Source organism: Acidovorax sp. KKS102 (assembly GCF_000302535.1).
Taxonomy (GTDB): Bacteria; Pseudomonadota; Gammaproteobacteria; order Burkholderiales; family Burkholderiaceae_C; genus Acidovorax.
Genome location: NC_018708.1, coordinates 558,547 through 574,446, shown reverse-complemented (window position 1 = coordinate 574,446; position 15,900 = coordinate 558,547). Strand labels below are relative to the sequence as shown.

Below are 15,900 nucleotides of genomic sequence, written 5' to 3'. Positions count from 1 at the left end.
CCTTGCGCGGTGGCGCTGGCCTTCGGCAGCGCGGGCTGCCAGTGCAGTGTTCTTTTTCTGACCTCTGACGAATTCACTCTTAATTTCATAGCCGCTTGCGCTTTATGGATAAGCGCTAGAGGCCGATTTCATTCAAAACCACCACCTCACAAGGAAACCCAGGCATGAGCACGTTCTATGACGCCCTGGAAACGCGCAGCCCCGCCGAGCGCGAAGCGGCCTTGATGGCGGCGCTGCCGCAGCAGATCGCCCATGCCCAGAAGACGTCGCCCGCCTTTGCCAGCATCCTGGCGGGCGTGGATGCATCGGCCGTCACCAGCCGCGCGGCGCTGGCGCAACTGCCCGTCACGCGCAAGTACGAGCTGCTGGAGCGGCAGCAGGCGGGCCGCGCTGCCAATGTGTTTGGCGGCTTCAGCGCGCTGAACTTCGGACCCGGCATGACCCGCGTGTTCGCCAGCCCCGGCACCATCTACGAGCCCGAGGGCACGCGGCGTGACTACTGGCGCATGGCGCGCGCGATCCACGCGGCGGGCTTTCGCAGCGGAGAGCTGATCCACAACAGCTTCAGCTACCACTTTGTGCCTGCAGGTTCGATGATGGAGACCGGCGCTCACGCTCTGGGCTGCACCGTGTTCCCCGGCGGCACCGGCCAGACCGAGCAGCAGGTGCAGGCCATGGCCGAGCTGAAACCGGCGGGCTACATCGGCACGCCCAGCTTTCTGAAAATCATTGTCGAGAAGGCCGCCGAGATGGGCGTGGGCCTGCCCACCGTCACCAAAGCGCTGGTGTCGGGCGAGGCGTTTCCGCCCTCGCTGCGCGACTGGTTTGCCGAGCGCGGCATCGCGGGCTACCAGTGCTATGCCACGGCAGACCTGGGCCTGATTGCGTATGAAACCTCGGCACGCGAAGGCCTTGTGCTGGATGAAGGCGTGATTGTCGAGATCGTGCGCCCCGGCACCGGTGACCCGGTGCCCGAGGGCGAAGTGGGCGAGCTGGTCATCACCACGCTCAACCCCGACTACCCGCTGGTCCGCTTTGGCACCGGCGACCTGTCCGCCGTGCTGCCCGGCCAGTGCCCCACCGGTCGCACCAATACGCGCATCAAGGGCTGGATGGGCCGGGCCGACCAGACGACCAAGGTGCGCGGCATGTTTGTGCACCCTGGGCAGATCGCCACCATTGCGCGTCGCTTTCCGCAGGTTCAGCGCGCCCGGCTTGTGGTCAGCGGCGAAATGGCCAACGACCAGATGGTGCTGCAGGTCGAAACCACCGAGACCGCCGAGGGCCTGGCCCACCAGCTCAGCGACGCGATCCGCGAAGTGACCAAGCTGCGCGGCGAGGTGCAGATGGTGCCCCCCGGCACACTGCCCAACGATGGCAAGGTGATCGAAGACGCGCGCAGCTACAAATAGCTCTTTCAGCAGTTACGCCCGCCTGAATGTGCGCATGCGCGCACTGGCAGGCGACTTGGGCGCCTGTTGAAAATCTCGCTGCGCAGGCCTGAGCGCACGGGCAGTGCGCGTACGGCACGCAAAAGATGTGTGTGCACATCAATCGATCAGACAGGGCATCCGGCCTTGCGACAGCGCAAAACAAGGCCATTTCGCACACGGGGGCACCGCAGTGTTTACCCTAACATTTGCTATCTATTGAGTAGCATTCATGGCAATAAATACAAGCGCTACCGGGCTATTTGGCTTAAAAACCATGCGGCCTGTGTGCTACGTACTATCCGCAATGTTGGCGGAAATGCCCCTCGCTATCATGGCCCGTCATTTACAGGAGCACCCATGAAAACAACGCTGAAACTCGCCCTCGTCGCTGCCGCTGCAGTGGCCGCCTTTGGCGCCCACGCGCAGGACTTCCCCGCCAAGGACAAGACGATCACACTCGTGGTGCCCTTTGCGGCCGGCGGCCCCACCGACCGCGTGGCCCGCGACCTGGCCGAAGCACTGCGCAAGCCGCTGGGCACCGTGGTGGTGGACAACACCGCCGGTGCCGGCAGCTCTATCGGTGCCGCCCGCGTGGCCCGCGCCAACCCGGACGGCTACACGCTGCTGCTCAACCACATCGGCATGTCCACCATGCCCGCGCTGTACCGCAAGCTGTCCTTCAGCGTGCCCAACGACTTTGAATACCTGGGCATGGTCAACGAAGTGCCAATGACGCTGATTGCTCGCCCCACGATGCCTGCCAACAACTTCAAGGAGTTGACGGCCTGGATCCAGCAGAACAAGGGCAAGATCAACCTGGGCAACGCCGGCCTGGGCGCTGCGTCGCACCTGTGCGGCCTGATGTTCAAGTCCGCGCTGCAAACGGACATGACCGATGTGCCCTACAAGGGCACGGCCCCTGCCATCACCGACCTGATCGGCGGCCAGATCGATCTGCTGTGTGACCAGACCACCAACACCACGAGCCAGATCGAAGGCAAGAAGGTCAAAGCCTATGCCGTGACCACCGCCAAGCGCCTCACCACCCCCGCGCTCAAGGACCTGCCCACCCTGGCGGAATCGGGCCTGAAGGATTTCAACGTGAGCATCTGGCACGGCCTGTACGCCCCCAAGGGCACGCCAGCCGATGTGCAAAAGAAGATCAACGAAGCGCTCAAGGCCGCTCTGAAGGACCCAGAGTTCATCAAGAAGCAGGAAGCCCTGGGCGCCGTGGTCATCACCGACAAGCGCATTGAAGGCCCTGAGCACAAGAAGTTTGTGGCCGCCGAGATCGACAAGTGGGGCGCCGTCATCAAGGCCGCAGGCACCTACGCGGACTGATCCATCCACCCGGTAGGGCTCTGAACGCAGCCCTGCCAGCACCTCCCCAAAGCCGCCACGTCGCACGACGTGTTGCGGCTTTTTTCATGGGCGCGGGTGGGCTGTTGAACGGACCGTGCGCGCGATATTGCGGGCTGCAGATGCCCTGCGCCACCAGGATTGGGGTTATCCATCTGCCCCCACTGCGCCAACGCGCGTAGAACCCCAGCAGACCTTTCTCTTCTCCCCGACATCAAGGATTGATCTCCATGGCACGCACTCCCCTCCACGCCCCCACGCGCTCATCCGGCTCATCGGATGCCACAACTGCTGCGCATCCACTCCACGCGCGCCGTCGCCAGGTGATGGCCCTGGCCGCCAGCACCGTTGCGCTAGCCTGCGCGGCGGCGCTGCTGCCCACCATGGCGCGCGCCCAGGGCGCATGGCCCACCAAGCCGGTACGCATCGTGGTGCCCTTTGCGCCCGGTGGCACCACCGACATCCTGGCCCGCGCCATGGCGCCCGAGCTGTCCAAAGCGTTCGGGCAGCAGTTCATTGTGGACAACCGCGCGGGCGCGGGCGGCAACGTGGGTGCAGAGTTGGTGGCCAAGTCTCCCGGCGACGGCTACACGCTGCTGATGGGCACCGTGGGCACCCACGGCATCAACCGCGCGCTGTACGCCAAGCTGCCCTACGACCCCATCAAGGACTTTGTGCCTATCACGCTGGTGGCGGCCGTGCCCAACGTGATGGTGATGAACGCTGACAAGGCAAAGGCCCAGGGCATTCACAACGTGCAGGATTTCATCCGCGTGGCCAAGGCCAACCCCGGCAAGATGAACATGGCCTCCAGCGGCAACGGCACGTCGATCCACCTGGCCGGCGAGCTGTTCAAGAGCATGACCGGCACCTTCATGCTGCACCTGCCCTACCGGGGCTCCGGCCCGGCACTGATGGACATGGTGGCGGGCAACGCGGACGTGATGTTCGACAACCTGCCCTCGTCCATGGCGCAGATCAAGGCCGGCAAACTCACCGCGCTGGCCGTGACCAGCTCCGAGCGCTCGGGCGCCTTGCCCGATGTGCCTACGGTGGAACAGGCGGGCGGCCCCACGCTCAAGGGCTACGAGGCCAGTTCGTGGTTCGGCCTGCTGGCTCCTGCCGGCACGCCCACCGACATCGTCAACCGCATCCAGCAGGAAGTCGCCAAGTCACTGGCAACCCCCGCCATGAAGGAGCGGCTGCTGGCCCAGGGCGCGATCCCCGGCGGCAACACGCCCGCAGAATTTGCCAAGCACATCGACAACGAGCACAAGAAGTGGGCGCAGGTGGTAAAGACCTCGGGCGCCAAGGTGGACTGACGGCGGCCGCCACTGCAGTGGCGAAGATCGCAGCGTGGCCTGTTACGGATTACTGAGGGTGGGTGGATGGGACTGGCAACGCACTTTCGTCGCGAAGTGCGCATTGCGCGTTGTGTGAGTTGCGAACCCGCCTGCCCTCAGGTCATACACCCCACACCACGTCCACATCTGCCGCCGCACTGCGCTTGAGCATTTCAATGAAGGGCGCTGCGCGCTGGCGCAGGCGCACCACGTCGTGGCGCTCCTCAGCGGCGGATTCATCGTTTTCCTGGGCTTCGGGCTGGGCCTCGTCGGCGATGACGGCGGCCTCCAGCGCAGCGATGGCGGCAGGGATTTGCGCAGCGGTAACGATGCCGCTGGTGCCGGGGGTCTTGCCGATGAGGGTCACGATCTGGCGCCCCTGGGGTTCGAGCATGATGAGGTCGGCAGTGGCGCGGGATTTGAACTTGTAGAGCATGGTCAAAGGCCTGTCAGAAAGGTTGTCAGAGAGGGTTTTAGAGAGAGTTTCAAAGCGGGTCTTACGGGCCGCGTACATATGGTCGCGGGTGAAGGGATAACTCGATTGTGCGCCGGGTACAGCGCCCTTGGCGGTATCGCCATCCGGCTTGATGGCCAGCATCTGGTGCAGCGCCATCCAGCCTCGTTCAAAGCCGAGAGCACTGCCCGCGAGGTACAAGCGGTAGGCACGCAAGACCTTATCCGCCTGCTCGGCGCCCGCTTGAGCGGACAGCACCCCACGGGCTGCCGGCAATCGGGCTTCAAGGCCATCGGACCATGCCCACAGCGTGCGCGCGTAATGCGGGCGCAGGTTCTCGGTATCCACCATCTCCAGGCCCGCGCGGGCCAGGTCCTGCAGCACCGTGCTCACATGCAGCAGCTCACCGCCCGGGAAGATGTACTGCTCGATGAAGTCGCCCATGCCGGCGCCCAGCTGCGCGTTGTCCACGCCCCCGGCGGTGATGCCATGGTTCAGCACCAGCCCGCCCGGGCGCAGCAGACGCGCCACAGTGTTGAAGTAGCGGCCCATGTGCGCACGCCCTACGTGCTCGAACATGCCCACCGAGGCGATCTTGTCAAAGGGCTGGTCCACGTGCAACTCGCGATAGTCCACCAACTGCACGCGCACCCGTCCTCCTAGCCCTCGGTCGTGGATGAGCCGCAGCACATGCGCATGCTGGTTGCGCGATAACGTAATGCCGGTTGCGTCCACCCCGTAATGTTCGGCCGCCCACAGCAGCAGGCCGCCCCAGCCCGCCCCAATGTCCAGGAACCGGTCGCCCGGATGCAACTGCAGCTTGCGGCAGATGTGCTCGAGCTTGGCCTCCTGCGCCTGGGCCAGGGTAAGTTCGGGTGACTGGTAGTAGGCGCACGAATACACGCGGCGCGGGTCCAGCCACAGCGCATAGAAGTCATCCGACAGGTCGTAGTGGAATTGCACCTGCCGCGCGTCATGCGCCAGCGTGTGTGCTGCCATGGACCGCGCGCGCCCCAGCACCCTGCGCCACCAGCCGTGGTGCTGGTCGCGTGCGGGGTCGCGGGTCAGCAGGCCGGTGGCTGCGGCCATCAAATCACGCATGCCGCCCTCCAGCGCCACGCGCCCCTCGACGATGGCGGCCCCGACATGACCGATATCGCCGGAGGCCAGCGCGACCAGCGCCATGCGGTCCCGAAAGCGCAGCACCACCGCCGGGTCGGACGCGCCCAGGTGCTGGCCCGCCGGCAGCTCCACCGCCATGGGCACCGGCAGGGTCGCCAGCCGCCCCTCCAGGGTATGCAGCAAATGCTTCATGCCAAGGATTCTTGAAGTCATGCTGCAGCGCGTCAACACGCAGCCCGGCTTTTCAGAGTCTGTCCTACAGCGGCGGCACGCTCTGGCGGCAGGGAGCAACCCCATTGACAGCATTTTGTTTAGGTCTAAACTATTTTGACATGAACATCCTCTGCATTGGCGGCGGGCCCGCCGGTCTCTATTTCGCCCTGCTGATGAAGCAGCAGAACCCCGCCCACCGCATCACGGTGGTCGAGCGCAACCGACCGTTTGACACCTTCGGCTGGGGCGTGGTGCTGTCCGACCAGACGCTGGCCAACCTGCAGGCCGCCGACGCACCCACGGCCGCGCTCATCGGCGATGCGTTCAACCACTGGGACGACATCGAGGTGTTCTTCAAGGGGCGCAGCGTGCGCTCCACCGGCCACGGCTTTTGCGGCATCGGCCGCAAGCGGTTGCTCAACATCCTGCAGGACCGGTGCCTGGAGCTGGGCGTGGAGCTGGTGTTCGAGACCGACGTGGCCGACGACCAGGCGCTCGCCGCGCAGTACCACGCCGACCTGGTCATCGCCAGCGACGGCCTCAACAGCCGCATCCGCACCCGTTACGCCAGCGTTTACCAACCCGACATCGACCTGCGCCAGTGCCGCTTCGTGTGGCTGGGCACCAAGAAGAAGTTCGACGCTTTCACCTTCGCGTTCGAACAGACTGAGCATGGCTGGTTCCAGGCCCACGCCTACCAGTTCGACGCCGACACCTCCACCTTCATCGTCGAGACGCCCGAGGCCGTGTGGAAGGCCCATGGCCTGGACGCCATGGAGCAGCCCGAGGCGATTGCGTTTTGCGAAAAGCTCTTCGCGAAGTACCTGGACGGCAACGCCCTCATCAGCAACGCCACGCACCTGCGCGGCTCTGCCAACTGGATTCGTTTTCCGCGTGTGATCTGCAACACCTGGGTGCACCGCGAAGCGATTGGCGGCAAGCAGGTGCCTATCGTGCTGATGGGCGATGCCGCGCACACAGCGCATTTCTCCATCGGCAGCGGCACCAAGCTGGCGCTGGAAGATGCCATCGACCTGGCCAATGAGTTTGCGACCGGCTTGCCCATCGATGAGGTGCTGCAGCACTACGAGGCGCGCCGCAGCGTGGAGGTGCTCAAGATCCAGAACGCCGCACGCAACAGCACCGAATGGTTTGAAAACGTGGCGCGCTACACCGGCATGCCCATCGAGCAGTTCACGTATTCGCTGCTCACGCGCAGCCAGCGCATCAGCCACGAGAACCTGCGGCTGCGCGATGCGGCATGGCTGGAGGGCTACGAGGCCTGGCTCGCAGGCGGCAAAGCGGCGATTCCGCCCATGCTCACGCCTTTCACGCTCAAAGGCCTCACGCTCAAGAACCGCATCGTCGTCTCGCCCATGGCCACCTACAGCGCGCTCGAGGGCGTGCCGCAGGACTTCCACCTCGTGCACCTGGGCGCGCGCGCCCTGGGCGGCGCTGCCCTGGTGATGGTGGAGATGACCAGCCCCACGTCCGAGGGCCGCATCACCCCCGCCTGCCCGGGGCTGTGGAACGACGCCCAGCAAGCCGCCTTTGCGCGCATCGTGAACTTTGTGCACGGCAGCAGCACGGCCAAGATCGGCCTGCAGCTGGGCCACAGCGGCCCCAAGGGCTCCGCGCGCGTGGGGTGGGAGGGCACGGACGAGCCGCTGGAGACCGGCAACTGGCCGCTGCTGGCCGCCAGCCCCATCGCCTATGGTGCACAGAACCAGACGCCTGCCGCCATGATCCATGCCGACATGGACCGCGTGACCGCCGCCTTTGTGGACAGCGCCCGCCGCGCCGTGGCCTGCGGCTTTGACTGGCTGGAGCTGCACTGCGCACACGGCTACCTGCTGGCCAGCTTCATCAGCCCCGCCACCAACCAGCGCACAGACGAATACGGCGGCAGCCTGGAGAACCGCTGCCGCTACCCGCTGGAGGTGCTGACCGCGCTGCGCGCCGTGTGGCCCGCCGACAAGCCGCTCTCCGTGCGCATCTCGGCGCACGACTGGCTGCAGGAAGGCCAAGGCAACACCGCCGACGACGCCATTGCCATCGCGCGCCTGTTCAAGGCCGCTGGCGCGGACCTGATCGACGTGTCCTCAGGCCAGACCACGCGCAACTCCCGCCCGGTGTACGGCCGCATGTACCAGACGCCGTTTGCCGACCGCATCCGCAACGAGGTGGGTATTGCCACCATGGCCGTGGGCGCGATCACCGAGGCCGACCATGCCAACAGCATCGTTGCAGCCGGTCGGGCTGACCTGTGCGCCATCGCCCGCCCCCACCTGGCCGACCCGGCCTGGACTTTGCACGCCGCCGCGCAATTGAGCCCCGTGGCCGCAGCGCACACCGACTGGCCGGTGCAATACCACAGCGGCCGCGACCAGATGCTGCGCGAGATTGCCAAGCAAAAGCAGATGGCCGCACCGGCGCAGGAATCCAGCAAACCCGCAGCCATCGAGTAAACCCCCATGGACCTCGAAGCCCGCCTGCACGGCGCCGCCCCCAGCGAACACCCCGAGGCCCTGCGCCTGTGGCTGCGCCTGCTCACCTGCACCCAGCTCATCGAAAAGCAGGTGCGCAGCCACCTGCGCGCGCAGTTCGACACCACGCTGCCGCGCTTTGACCTGATGGCACAGCTGGAGCGCGCGCCGGACGGCATGAAGATGAAGGAACTCTCGCGCCGCATGATGGTGACGAGCGGCAACATCACCGGCATCACCGACCAGCTCGTGGCCGAAGGGCTGGTGGAGCGCATGGACGTGGAAGGTGACCGTCGCGCCTACCTGGTGCGCCTCACACCCCAGGGCCGCGAGCAGTTCAACACCATGGCGCGCCAGCACGAGCAATGGATCGTCGAAGCCTTCGCCACGCTGGGCGAGCGCGACATCGCCACCTTGTACCGCCTGCTGGGCAAGGTCAAGGAACACAACCAGAACAACTCTTTGGAGACAGCCGAATGAAGCACTACATCGGGGCGAGCAACCCCATGCGCGAGCAGTTCAACCCGCAGGCCAGCTACGTGGCTGAGCACTTCGCCTGGAGCTTTGCCGACGGCGTGGGCACCGTCACGCTCAACCGGCCAGACCGCAAGAACCCTCTGACCTTTCAGAGCTATGCCGAGCTGCGCGACTTTTTCTACGCGCTGCGCTTTGCCACCGACGTGAAGGCCATCGTGGTCACCGGTGCGGGCGGCAACTTTTGCTCGGGTGGCGACGTGCACGAGATCATCGGACCGCTGACCACCATGACCATGCCCGAACTGCTGGAGTTCACACGTATGACCGGTGATCTGGTCAAGGCCATGCGCGCCTGTCCACAACCCGTGCTAGGCGCCATCGACGGCATCTGCGCCGGTGCGGGCGCGATGATGGCGCTGGCCTGCGACATGCGCTATGGCACCGAGGCGACCAAGACCGCGTTCCTGTTCACCCGCGTGGGCTTGGCAGGCGCCGACATGGGCGCTTGCGCGCTGCTGCCCCGCATGATCGGCCAGGGCCGCGCTAGCGAGCTGCTGTTCACCGGCCGCGCCATGACCGCGCACGAAGGACTGGCCTGGGGATTCTTCAACGACCTGTATGAAAGCGCCGACCTGCTGGCCAACGTGCAGGCCACGGCGCGCGCGCTGGCCGACGGCCCCACCTTTGCCCACGGCATGACCAAGACCATGCTAAGCCAGGAATGGAGCATGACCATCGAGCAGGCCATCGAGGCCGAGGCGCAGGCCCAGGCCATTTGCATGCAGACCGAAGACTTCCGCCGCGCCTACGAAGCCTTCGCCGCCAAGCAAAAGCCCGTGTTCCAGGGGGACTAGGAAGGTGTGAACGAACCCACCATGCCCGCTCATCCCGCCAAAACACACCCGCTCGTCGTTGCAAATGCTCGCCATAGCACACGCTATGGCTGCGCTTTACGCCTAGATCGGCCGCGTTTTCGCTGTCTGCTCGGCCACGCCGGGCTCATTCACACCTTCTAGCCATGCACATCGCCACGCCCCCCGCCCCTTGCCCGCCCTCCACGGCGCACCTGGCCCTGCCCTTCTTCGACGACGCCCACCGCACGCTGGCCGAGGGCCTGGTGCCCTGGGCGGCCGCGCAAGAGGTCGATGAAACCGATGACCGCGCCGCTTGCCGCGACTGGGTGAAACGACTGGGCGCGGGCGGCTGGCTGCGCTACTGCGTGCCCTCAGCGCACGGCGGCGCGCTGCCCGCACTGGACTCGCGCGCGCTGGTGCTGCTGCGCGAGACCCTGGCCTACCACTCGCCGCTGGCGGACTTTGCGTTTGCGATGCAGGGGCTGGGCAGCGGTGCGATCACGCTGGCGGGCAGCCCTGCGCAGCAGGCGCACTACCTGCAAGGTGTGGCGCGTGGCGAGCTGATTGCGGCGTTTGCGCTCAGCGAGCCCGAGGCGGGCTCCGATGTAGGCGCTATGCAAACCATAGCTTCCAGCACAGATTCCACTAGCGCTACAGGCACTTTTTGCTTGAATGGGACCAAAACCTGGATCAGCAACGGCGGTATCGCCGACTTCTACTGCGTGTTCGCCAAGACCAACCCGAGAGGCGGCACGCGCGGCATCAGCGCCTTCATCGTCGATGCGAACGCGCCAGGGCTGGATGCCTCGCGCCACATCCATGTGATGGCGCCTCACCCGCTGGCGACGCTGCAATTCACCAACTGCAACGTGCCTGCCGCGGCGCTGCTGGGCGAAGAAAACGGCGGCTTCAAGCTGGCCATGCGCACGCTGGACATCTTCCGCGCGTCGGTCGCCGCCGCTGCGCTGGGCATGGCGCGCCGCGCGCTGGCCGAGGCCGTGCACCACGCGCGCCAACGCCGCATGTTTGGCCAGACGCTCGCCGACTTTCAGCTCACGCAAGCCAAGATCGGCGAGATGGCCGCACTGGTGGACAGCGCCGCGCTGCTCACCTACCGCGCGGCCTGGCTGCGCGACACCGGCCAGGCGCGCGTCACCGCAGAAGCAGCCATGGCCAAGATGACCGCCACCGAAAACGCCCAGCGCGTGATCGACATGGCGCTGCAGCTGCACGGCGGGCGCGGTGTGGAAGTGGGCAGCAAGGTCGAGTCGCTGTACCGCGACATCCGCTCGCTGCGCATCTACGAAGGCGCGACCGAGGTGCAGCAACTGATCATCGGCAAGGCCGCTCTGCAGGAGTAAACGCATGAAAGCCCCCTTCGCCCAGCCCGACCATTTCGTGCACGACCGTCTGCCACCGCCTGAGGCCTGGCCCACGCTGCGCTACGACCTGCCCGAGCTACAGATCGCAGACCAGGCCAATCTGGTGCAAGCGCTGTTCGACCAGGCCGAGCGTGCTGGCCACATCGACCGCCCCCTGCTGCGCGGCCCGCACCGCACCTACACCTACCGCGACGCCCGCACCGAAGCCGCGCGCATTGCCGAGGTGCTCACGCAGGACCACGGCCTGGTGCCCGGCAACCGCGTGCTGCTGCGCGGCGGCAACACGGTGGAGATGGCGCTGGCCTGGCTGGGCACGGTCTACGCCGGGCTGATTGCGGTAGCCACCATGCCGCTTCTGCGCGCGGTGGAGCTTGGCAGCATCATCGACCGCGCCCAGCCCACGCTGGCGCTGTGCGACGGCCGCCTGCTGGCGGAGCTGCAGACGGCACAAACCCAGCACCCAGTACTGGCCACCATCGTGCCCTTTCACACCGCGACGGATGCAGCCGACCTGCTGCAGCGCGCGCAGGGCAAGCCCGGCACCACGCCGCCCTGCCCCACCTCCGCAGACGACATCGCGCTGATGGCCTTCACCTCAGGCACCACCGGCGCCCCCAAGGCCGCCGTGCACACGCACCGCGATGTGCTGGCGGGCTGCGAGGCCTGGCCGCGCCATGTGCTCAAGGCCACACCCGACGACATCGTGGCGGGCTCGCCACCGCTGGCGTTCACCTTTGGCCTCGGTGGCTTGCTCGTGTTCCCCATGTGGGCGGGTGCCAGCGTGTACTTCCCCGACCAGCCCTACACGCCCGAAACCATGGTGCGGCTGATGCGCGAAGCGGGCGTGACCATCTGCTACACCGCCCCCACGTTCTACCGGCAGATGGCGCCGTTCGCCAAGCAGATGGGTCTGCCGCAGCTGCGCACCAGCGTGAGCGCGGGCGAAGGCCTGCCGGACGCCACGCGCCAGCTGTGGAAGGAGGCGACCGGCCTCGACATGACGGACGGCATTGGCGCCACCGAAATGTTCCACATCTTCATTTCCTCGCCCGGCGGTGAGAGCCGGCGCGGCGCCATCGGCAAGGTGGTACCCGGATACACCGCCAAGGTGGTGGACGACGACGGCCACGAGGTGCCACGCGGCACGGTGGGCAAGCTCGCAGTGATAGGCCCCACGGGCTGCAAGTACCTCGACGACCCCCGCCAGGCCAAGTACGTGAAGGACGGCTGGAACTACCCCGGCGACGCCTTCACGCAAGACGCCGACGGCTACTTCTTCTACCAGGCGCGCGACGACGACATGATCATCACCGCCGGCTACAACGTGGGCGGCCCGGAGGTCGAAGACGCCCTGCTGCGCCACCCGGCCGTGGCCGAGTGCGGGGTGATCGGCGTGCCCGACGAAGAGCGCGGCATGGTGGTCAAGGCCATCTGCGTCTTGAAGCCCGGGCACACGGGCGACGCCGCCATGGTCAAGACGCTGCAGGACCATGTGAAGGCCACCATCGCTCCGTTCAAATACCCACGCGTGGTGGAGTTTGTGACCGCACTGCCCCGCACCGAAACCGGCAAGCTGCAGCGCTTCAAGCTGCGCCAGGGTGCGGGCGCATCACCCTCCGCCGCATCGCCCACTTCCACAAAAACAACATGACGATGAAAAACACCCTTTTGCAGCCCGAAGGCTGGGTCACCCCCAAGGGCTACGCCAACGGCGTGGCCGCACGCGGCACCATGGTCTTTACCGGCGGCCAGATCGGCTGGAACGCGCAGCAGCAGTTTGAGAGCGACGACTTCATTGCCCAGACCAAGCAGACGCTGCTGAACGTGCGGGCGGTGCTGGAAGCCGGTGGCGCAGGCCCCGAACACCTGGTGCGGCTGACCTGGTACGTGACCGACCGCAACGAATACAACAGCCGCCTGAAGGAGCTGGGCGCGGTCTACCGCGAGGTGCTGGGCAAGAACTTTCCGGCCATGGCCTGCGTGCAAGTGGCGGGGCTCATGGAAGAGCGCGCGAAGATCGAGATTGAAGCAACCGCTGTAATCCCGGACTGAGCTTTTCCAGCCACCTCTGCAGCGCTTGCCCGTAAAGAATGAATGCCAGCGCTGCCCCAATCAACGGCAGTGCGGCAAACACCCAGCCCGTCAGCAATTCGCCCCCCAGCGCCACGCCCACCAGCAAAGCCACCGCAGGGTTCACGAACGAATAGCTGCCTGCCAGCGCTGCGGAAGTGTTCTGCAGCAGCCACAGGTACGCATTGAGCGCTACCAGCGTGCCAAACACCAACAGGTAGACCCACGCCGCCCACGACTTGGCAGTGACCTGGCCCAGGGCGCCCAAAGGCTCGAACCACAACGCCACCACCAGCCCCATGGCGCCCCCCGCAAACCACTGCGCGGCCGATGCCATGGCGGGCGCGGGCAGCGACAGCTTGCGGGAGGCATACGAACCGACACTCCAGGCCAGCGGCGCACCAAAGGCCAGCAGCGCACCGAGCCAGGTGGCTGAAAAATCGCCCTCCAGCGCCAGCAGCAGGGCTCCCACCACGCCCAGCGCCAGGCCGATCCAGCTGGTGAACGGCACGCGCTCGCCGCCCCAGCGCGACCACAAAGCCAGCCACATGGGCATGGTGGTGACCACCGTGGCCATCAGGCCCGAGCCGATGCCAAGCTTTTGCGCAAAGCCCATCAGATTCATGGCCAAAAACACCATGCAGCCGCCCACCACCGCCGAGTTGCGCCATTGCACCCACGTGGGCAATGCATGGCCTTGCCACAACGCAATCACTAGCATCACGCTACCGGCGCACAAAAAACGGATGGCATTCATCAGCAGTGGCGGCATGCTCTGCAGCGCAATACCAATGGCGAAATAGGTAGTGCCCCAGACGATGTAGACCAGCAGCAGTGCCATGGCCACCGCCCCGTTGCGTTGTGCTCGGGCTTGCACATTGAAAATTGTCGGCATATTCTCCACCTGACCGAATAATTTATGGAAACCGCAAGGTTTTCGGAATTTTTACCAAAAACAAGCGGCTATGCAAGCAAATATTCAGACAGATGACATGGACGCCAGAATTATTTCGGCACTGGGCGCAGATGGCCGACGTTCGTACGCCGATGTAGGCGCCGAGGTGGGACTGTCCACCGCTGCCGTGCACGAGCGCGTGAAGAAGCTGCTGGACAAGGGCGTGATCCGCCGGTTTTCGATCAGCGTGGACCCGGAGCGTGTCGGGCTGAACTTCACCGCGTTTGTGGCGATCCGCAACGATGGCGGCGCGCACTGCCGTGACATTGCGCCGCGCCTGCGCGCTATCCCTCAGGTGGAAGAATTGCACAGCGTGGCTGGCGAGCACGACTTCCTGGCCAAGATCCGCACCACGCACGCGCGCGGACTGGAGGACGTGCTCTACCAGATCAAGGCGATTCCCGGCGTGGCGCGCACCACGAGCACCGTGGTCCTGAACACCGAATTCGAGGACCGGCCGCTGGACCTGGGGTGGGTCAACGCCGACAAAGGCGGATAACAACCGCAGTAGCCTGGGTACCCCAGCCCCAGGCGCGTAGAGAGTAGTCAATCACGGAGACGGGCCCGCTGCCCCACAGCGCACCTCGGGGTCTTCGTATTCCAGTTGTGTAGCGACCCACTGGCGCGTAGCCGCCCCGTAACGCTGACCGATCATCTGCAGGCTGTGGTCCAGCACACAGGCGGGCTGCATGTCCCTGTCCAGCAAGACCGTGGTCGCCGACGCATCAGGCGGTGCAGCCCGCAGCAACAAGCCGCTGCGCAGGTGCACGGGGCTGGCGAGGGCGTTCACCGCCTCAGCGCGAGAGCGGTAGGTGCGCGACCACGCATCTGCCGCCAGGGCCAGCGCCACATCGTCCACCCCATCCACCACGGGGATGTCGATGCGCTCATGCCGCCAGAACAGCAGGGTGTTGACCGAGAGGGTCCCCACATGCGCAAGCGACAGACCGAACCGTTCGCTGCGGTGTGCAGGGCCCCAGGATGGCATGCCCAGTGCGGTCGCAACAGCACGCGCCCGCTCGGCACCCGCCAGCGTCTCGACCAAAGCCAGCGACACGGGCAAAGACGCGGACACCCCCGTGGTGGTCACCACCGGCCCATCGGCCACATAGCGCTGCCCGGGTACATGCACCGCGCCCGCGTGGCGCCGCAGCAAAGTGCTGCGGTCATACCAGTGCCCCGCAAAGCGGCGCCCCTCCAGCAACCCCGCCCGGCCCAACACCCTGGCCCCGCTGCAGATACCGACCACCACAGCCCCTTTGGCCGCCTGGGCCTGTAGCCACGCCAGTACCGCCGGGTCGTCTTCGGTGTGCAGAGCAGGCACCACCACGATGTCTGCCCCCTGCGGATACACGGAATCAAAGGCCGCGAAGCTGCGTGGCACCTCCACTTGCAGCGCGGGCATCAAGGTGACCGCGCCTGCGCGTGAGGCCACGGCCTCCACCACGCCCACCTGGGCCAGCTGCAGCACGGCATGGGGAACCAGGAAGTCTGTGGTTTCCGTCCCCTCGTTCAATGCCAGCACGGCAATCACGGGGGCGGTGCCCCCGGCCGGCGGGGGGCGCAGGGCCAGCGCGAAAGGCGCAGCGGCCCGGGCACCCTGGTGCGCCTCCATAGGCTGCGCGAACCCCGAGGTCGCACCTGCAGTCCACGCTGCCATTGCTACGAGCCCCATGATCACCACCTCCATCCAACGCCACAATATCGCCACGCCCCGCCTCCTGTTGACATCCACTATTCACCTCGTTCACC

At 66.0% G+C, this 15,900-nt stretch carries 13 protein-coding genes and 1 pseudogene; 10 read left to right on the top strand and 4 right to left on the bottom strand.

All coding sequences use genetic code 11. The features are described from left to right. Window positions 1-164: 164 nt before the first annotated feature. The 3 genes from C380_RS02660 (at window position 165) to C380_RS02650 (ending at window position 4,114) form a co-directional block, all read left to right on the top strand. Window positions 165-1,412 carry a phenylacetate--CoA ligase family protein gene (locus tag C380_RS02660; protein WP_015012346.1) on the top strand — a complete coding sequence of 416 codons (1,248 nt, stop codon included), beginning with the start codon at window positions 165-167 and terminating at the stop codon, window positions 1,410-1,412. 378 nt (window positions 1,413-1,790) lie between these two features. Next, window positions 1,791-2,774 carry a tripartite tricarboxylate transporter substrate-binding protein gene (locus C380_RS02655; RefSeq protein ID WP_015012345.1) on the top strand — a complete coding sequence of 328 codons (984 nt, stop codon included), beginning with the start codon at window positions 1,791-1,793 and terminating at the stop codon, window positions 2,772-2,774. Window positions 2,775-3,118: 344 nt separating this feature from the next. Beyond that, entirely contained in the window at window positions 3,119-4,114 is a 996-nt protein-coding gene (locus tag C380_RS02650; RefSeq protein ID WP_015012344.1) for a tripartite tricarboxylate transporter substrate binding protein, read from the top strand. Window positions 4,115-4,256: 142 nt separating this feature from the next. On the opposite strand, the gene C380_RS25465 is transcribed toward C380_RS02650, so the two are convergent. Both C380_RS25465 and C380_RS02645 read right to left on the bottom strand, forming a co-directional pair. Then, the gene (locus tag C380_RS25465; protein WP_238544102.1) at window positions 4,257-4,529 is read right to left on the bottom strand and encodes a DUF1840 family protein; all 273 of its coding nucleotides are present in this window, start codon (window positions 4,527-4,529) and stop codon (window positions 4,257-4,259) included. A 114-nt stretch (window positions 4,530-4,643) separates the two neighbouring features. Then, window positions 4,644-5,903: pseudogene (locus C380_RS02645) on the bottom strand (class I SAM-dependent methyltransferase); the annotation flags it as partial. A gap of 140 nt (window positions 5,904-6,043) precedes the next feature. Between C380_RS02645 and C380_RS02640 the strand changes: the two are divergent. The 6 genes from C380_RS02640 (at window position 6,044) to C380_RS02615 (ending at window position 13,175) form a co-directional block, all read left to right on the top strand. Further along, window positions 6,044-8,392 carry a bifunctional salicylyl-CoA 5-hydroxylase/oxidoreductase gene (locus C380_RS02640; protein WP_015012342.1) on the top strand — a complete coding sequence of 783 codons (2,349 nt, stop codon included), beginning with the start codon at window positions 6,044-6,046 and terminating at the stop codon, window positions 8,390-8,392. Between the two features lie 6 nt (window positions 8,393-8,398). Beyond that, window positions 8,399-8,890, top strand: coding sequence for a MarR family winged helix-turn-helix transcriptional regulator (locus C380_RS02635; RefSeq protein ID WP_015012341.1), 492 nt, complete (start codon window positions 8,399-8,401; stop codon window positions 8,888-8,890). Further along, window positions 8,887-9,741, top strand: a complete 855-nt coding sequence (locus C380_RS02630) for an enoyl-CoA hydratase family protein (protein WP_015012340.1) — start codon at window positions 8,887-8,889, stop codon at window positions 9,739-9,741. Before C380_RS02635 ends, C380_RS02630 begins: the two co-directional genes overlap by 4 nt. A 164-nt stretch (window positions 9,742-9,905) precedes the next feature. Continuing rightward, complete coding sequence (locus C380_RS02625; RefSeq protein WP_015012339.1) at window positions 9,906-11,102, top strand: acyl-CoA dehydrogenase family protein; 1,197 nt, start codon at window positions 9,906-9,908, stop codon at window positions 11,100-11,102. Window positions 11,103-11,106: 4 nt separating this feature from the next. After that, window positions 11,107-12,774, top strand: a complete 1,668-nt coding sequence (locus C380_RS02620) for an AMP-binding protein (RefSeq protein WP_015012338.1) — start codon at window positions 11,107-11,109, stop codon at window positions 12,772-12,774. 2 nt (window positions 12,775-12,776) lie between these two features. After that, window positions 12,777-13,175 (top strand): RidA family protein, encoded by a 399-nt coding sequence (locus tag C380_RS02615; protein ID WP_015012337.1) that lies wholly within the window; start codon window positions 12,777-12,779, stop codon window positions 13,173-13,175. Here the strand turns inward: C380_RS02615 and C380_RS02610 are convergent. Then, on the bottom strand, window positions 13,120-14,088 hold the full coding sequence (locus C380_RS02610; protein ID WP_015012336.1) for an EamA family transporter: 969 nt from the start codon (window positions 14,086-14,088) through the stop codon (window positions 13,120-13,122). The genes C380_RS02615 and C380_RS02610 overlap by 56 nt on opposite strands. Before the next feature lie 97 nt (window positions 14,089-14,185). Between C380_RS02610 and C380_RS02605 the strand changes: the two genes are divergently transcribed. Next, on the top strand, window positions 14,186-14,647 hold the full coding sequence (locus tag C380_RS02605) for an Lrp/AsnC family transcriptional regulator (RefSeq protein ID WP_015012335.1): 462 nt from the start codon (window positions 14,186-14,188) through the stop codon (window positions 14,645-14,647). 51 nt (window positions 14,648-14,698) lie between these two features. Here the strand turns inward: C380_RS02605 and C380_RS02600 are convergent, their stop codons facing one another. Beyond that, complete coding sequence (locus C380_RS02600) at window positions 14,699-15,823, bottom strand: DJ-1/PfpI family protein (protein ID WP_043565954.1); 1,125 nt, start codon at window positions 15,821-15,823, stop codon at window positions 14,699-14,701. Between the last annotated feature and the right edge of the window lie 77 nt (window positions 15,824-15,900).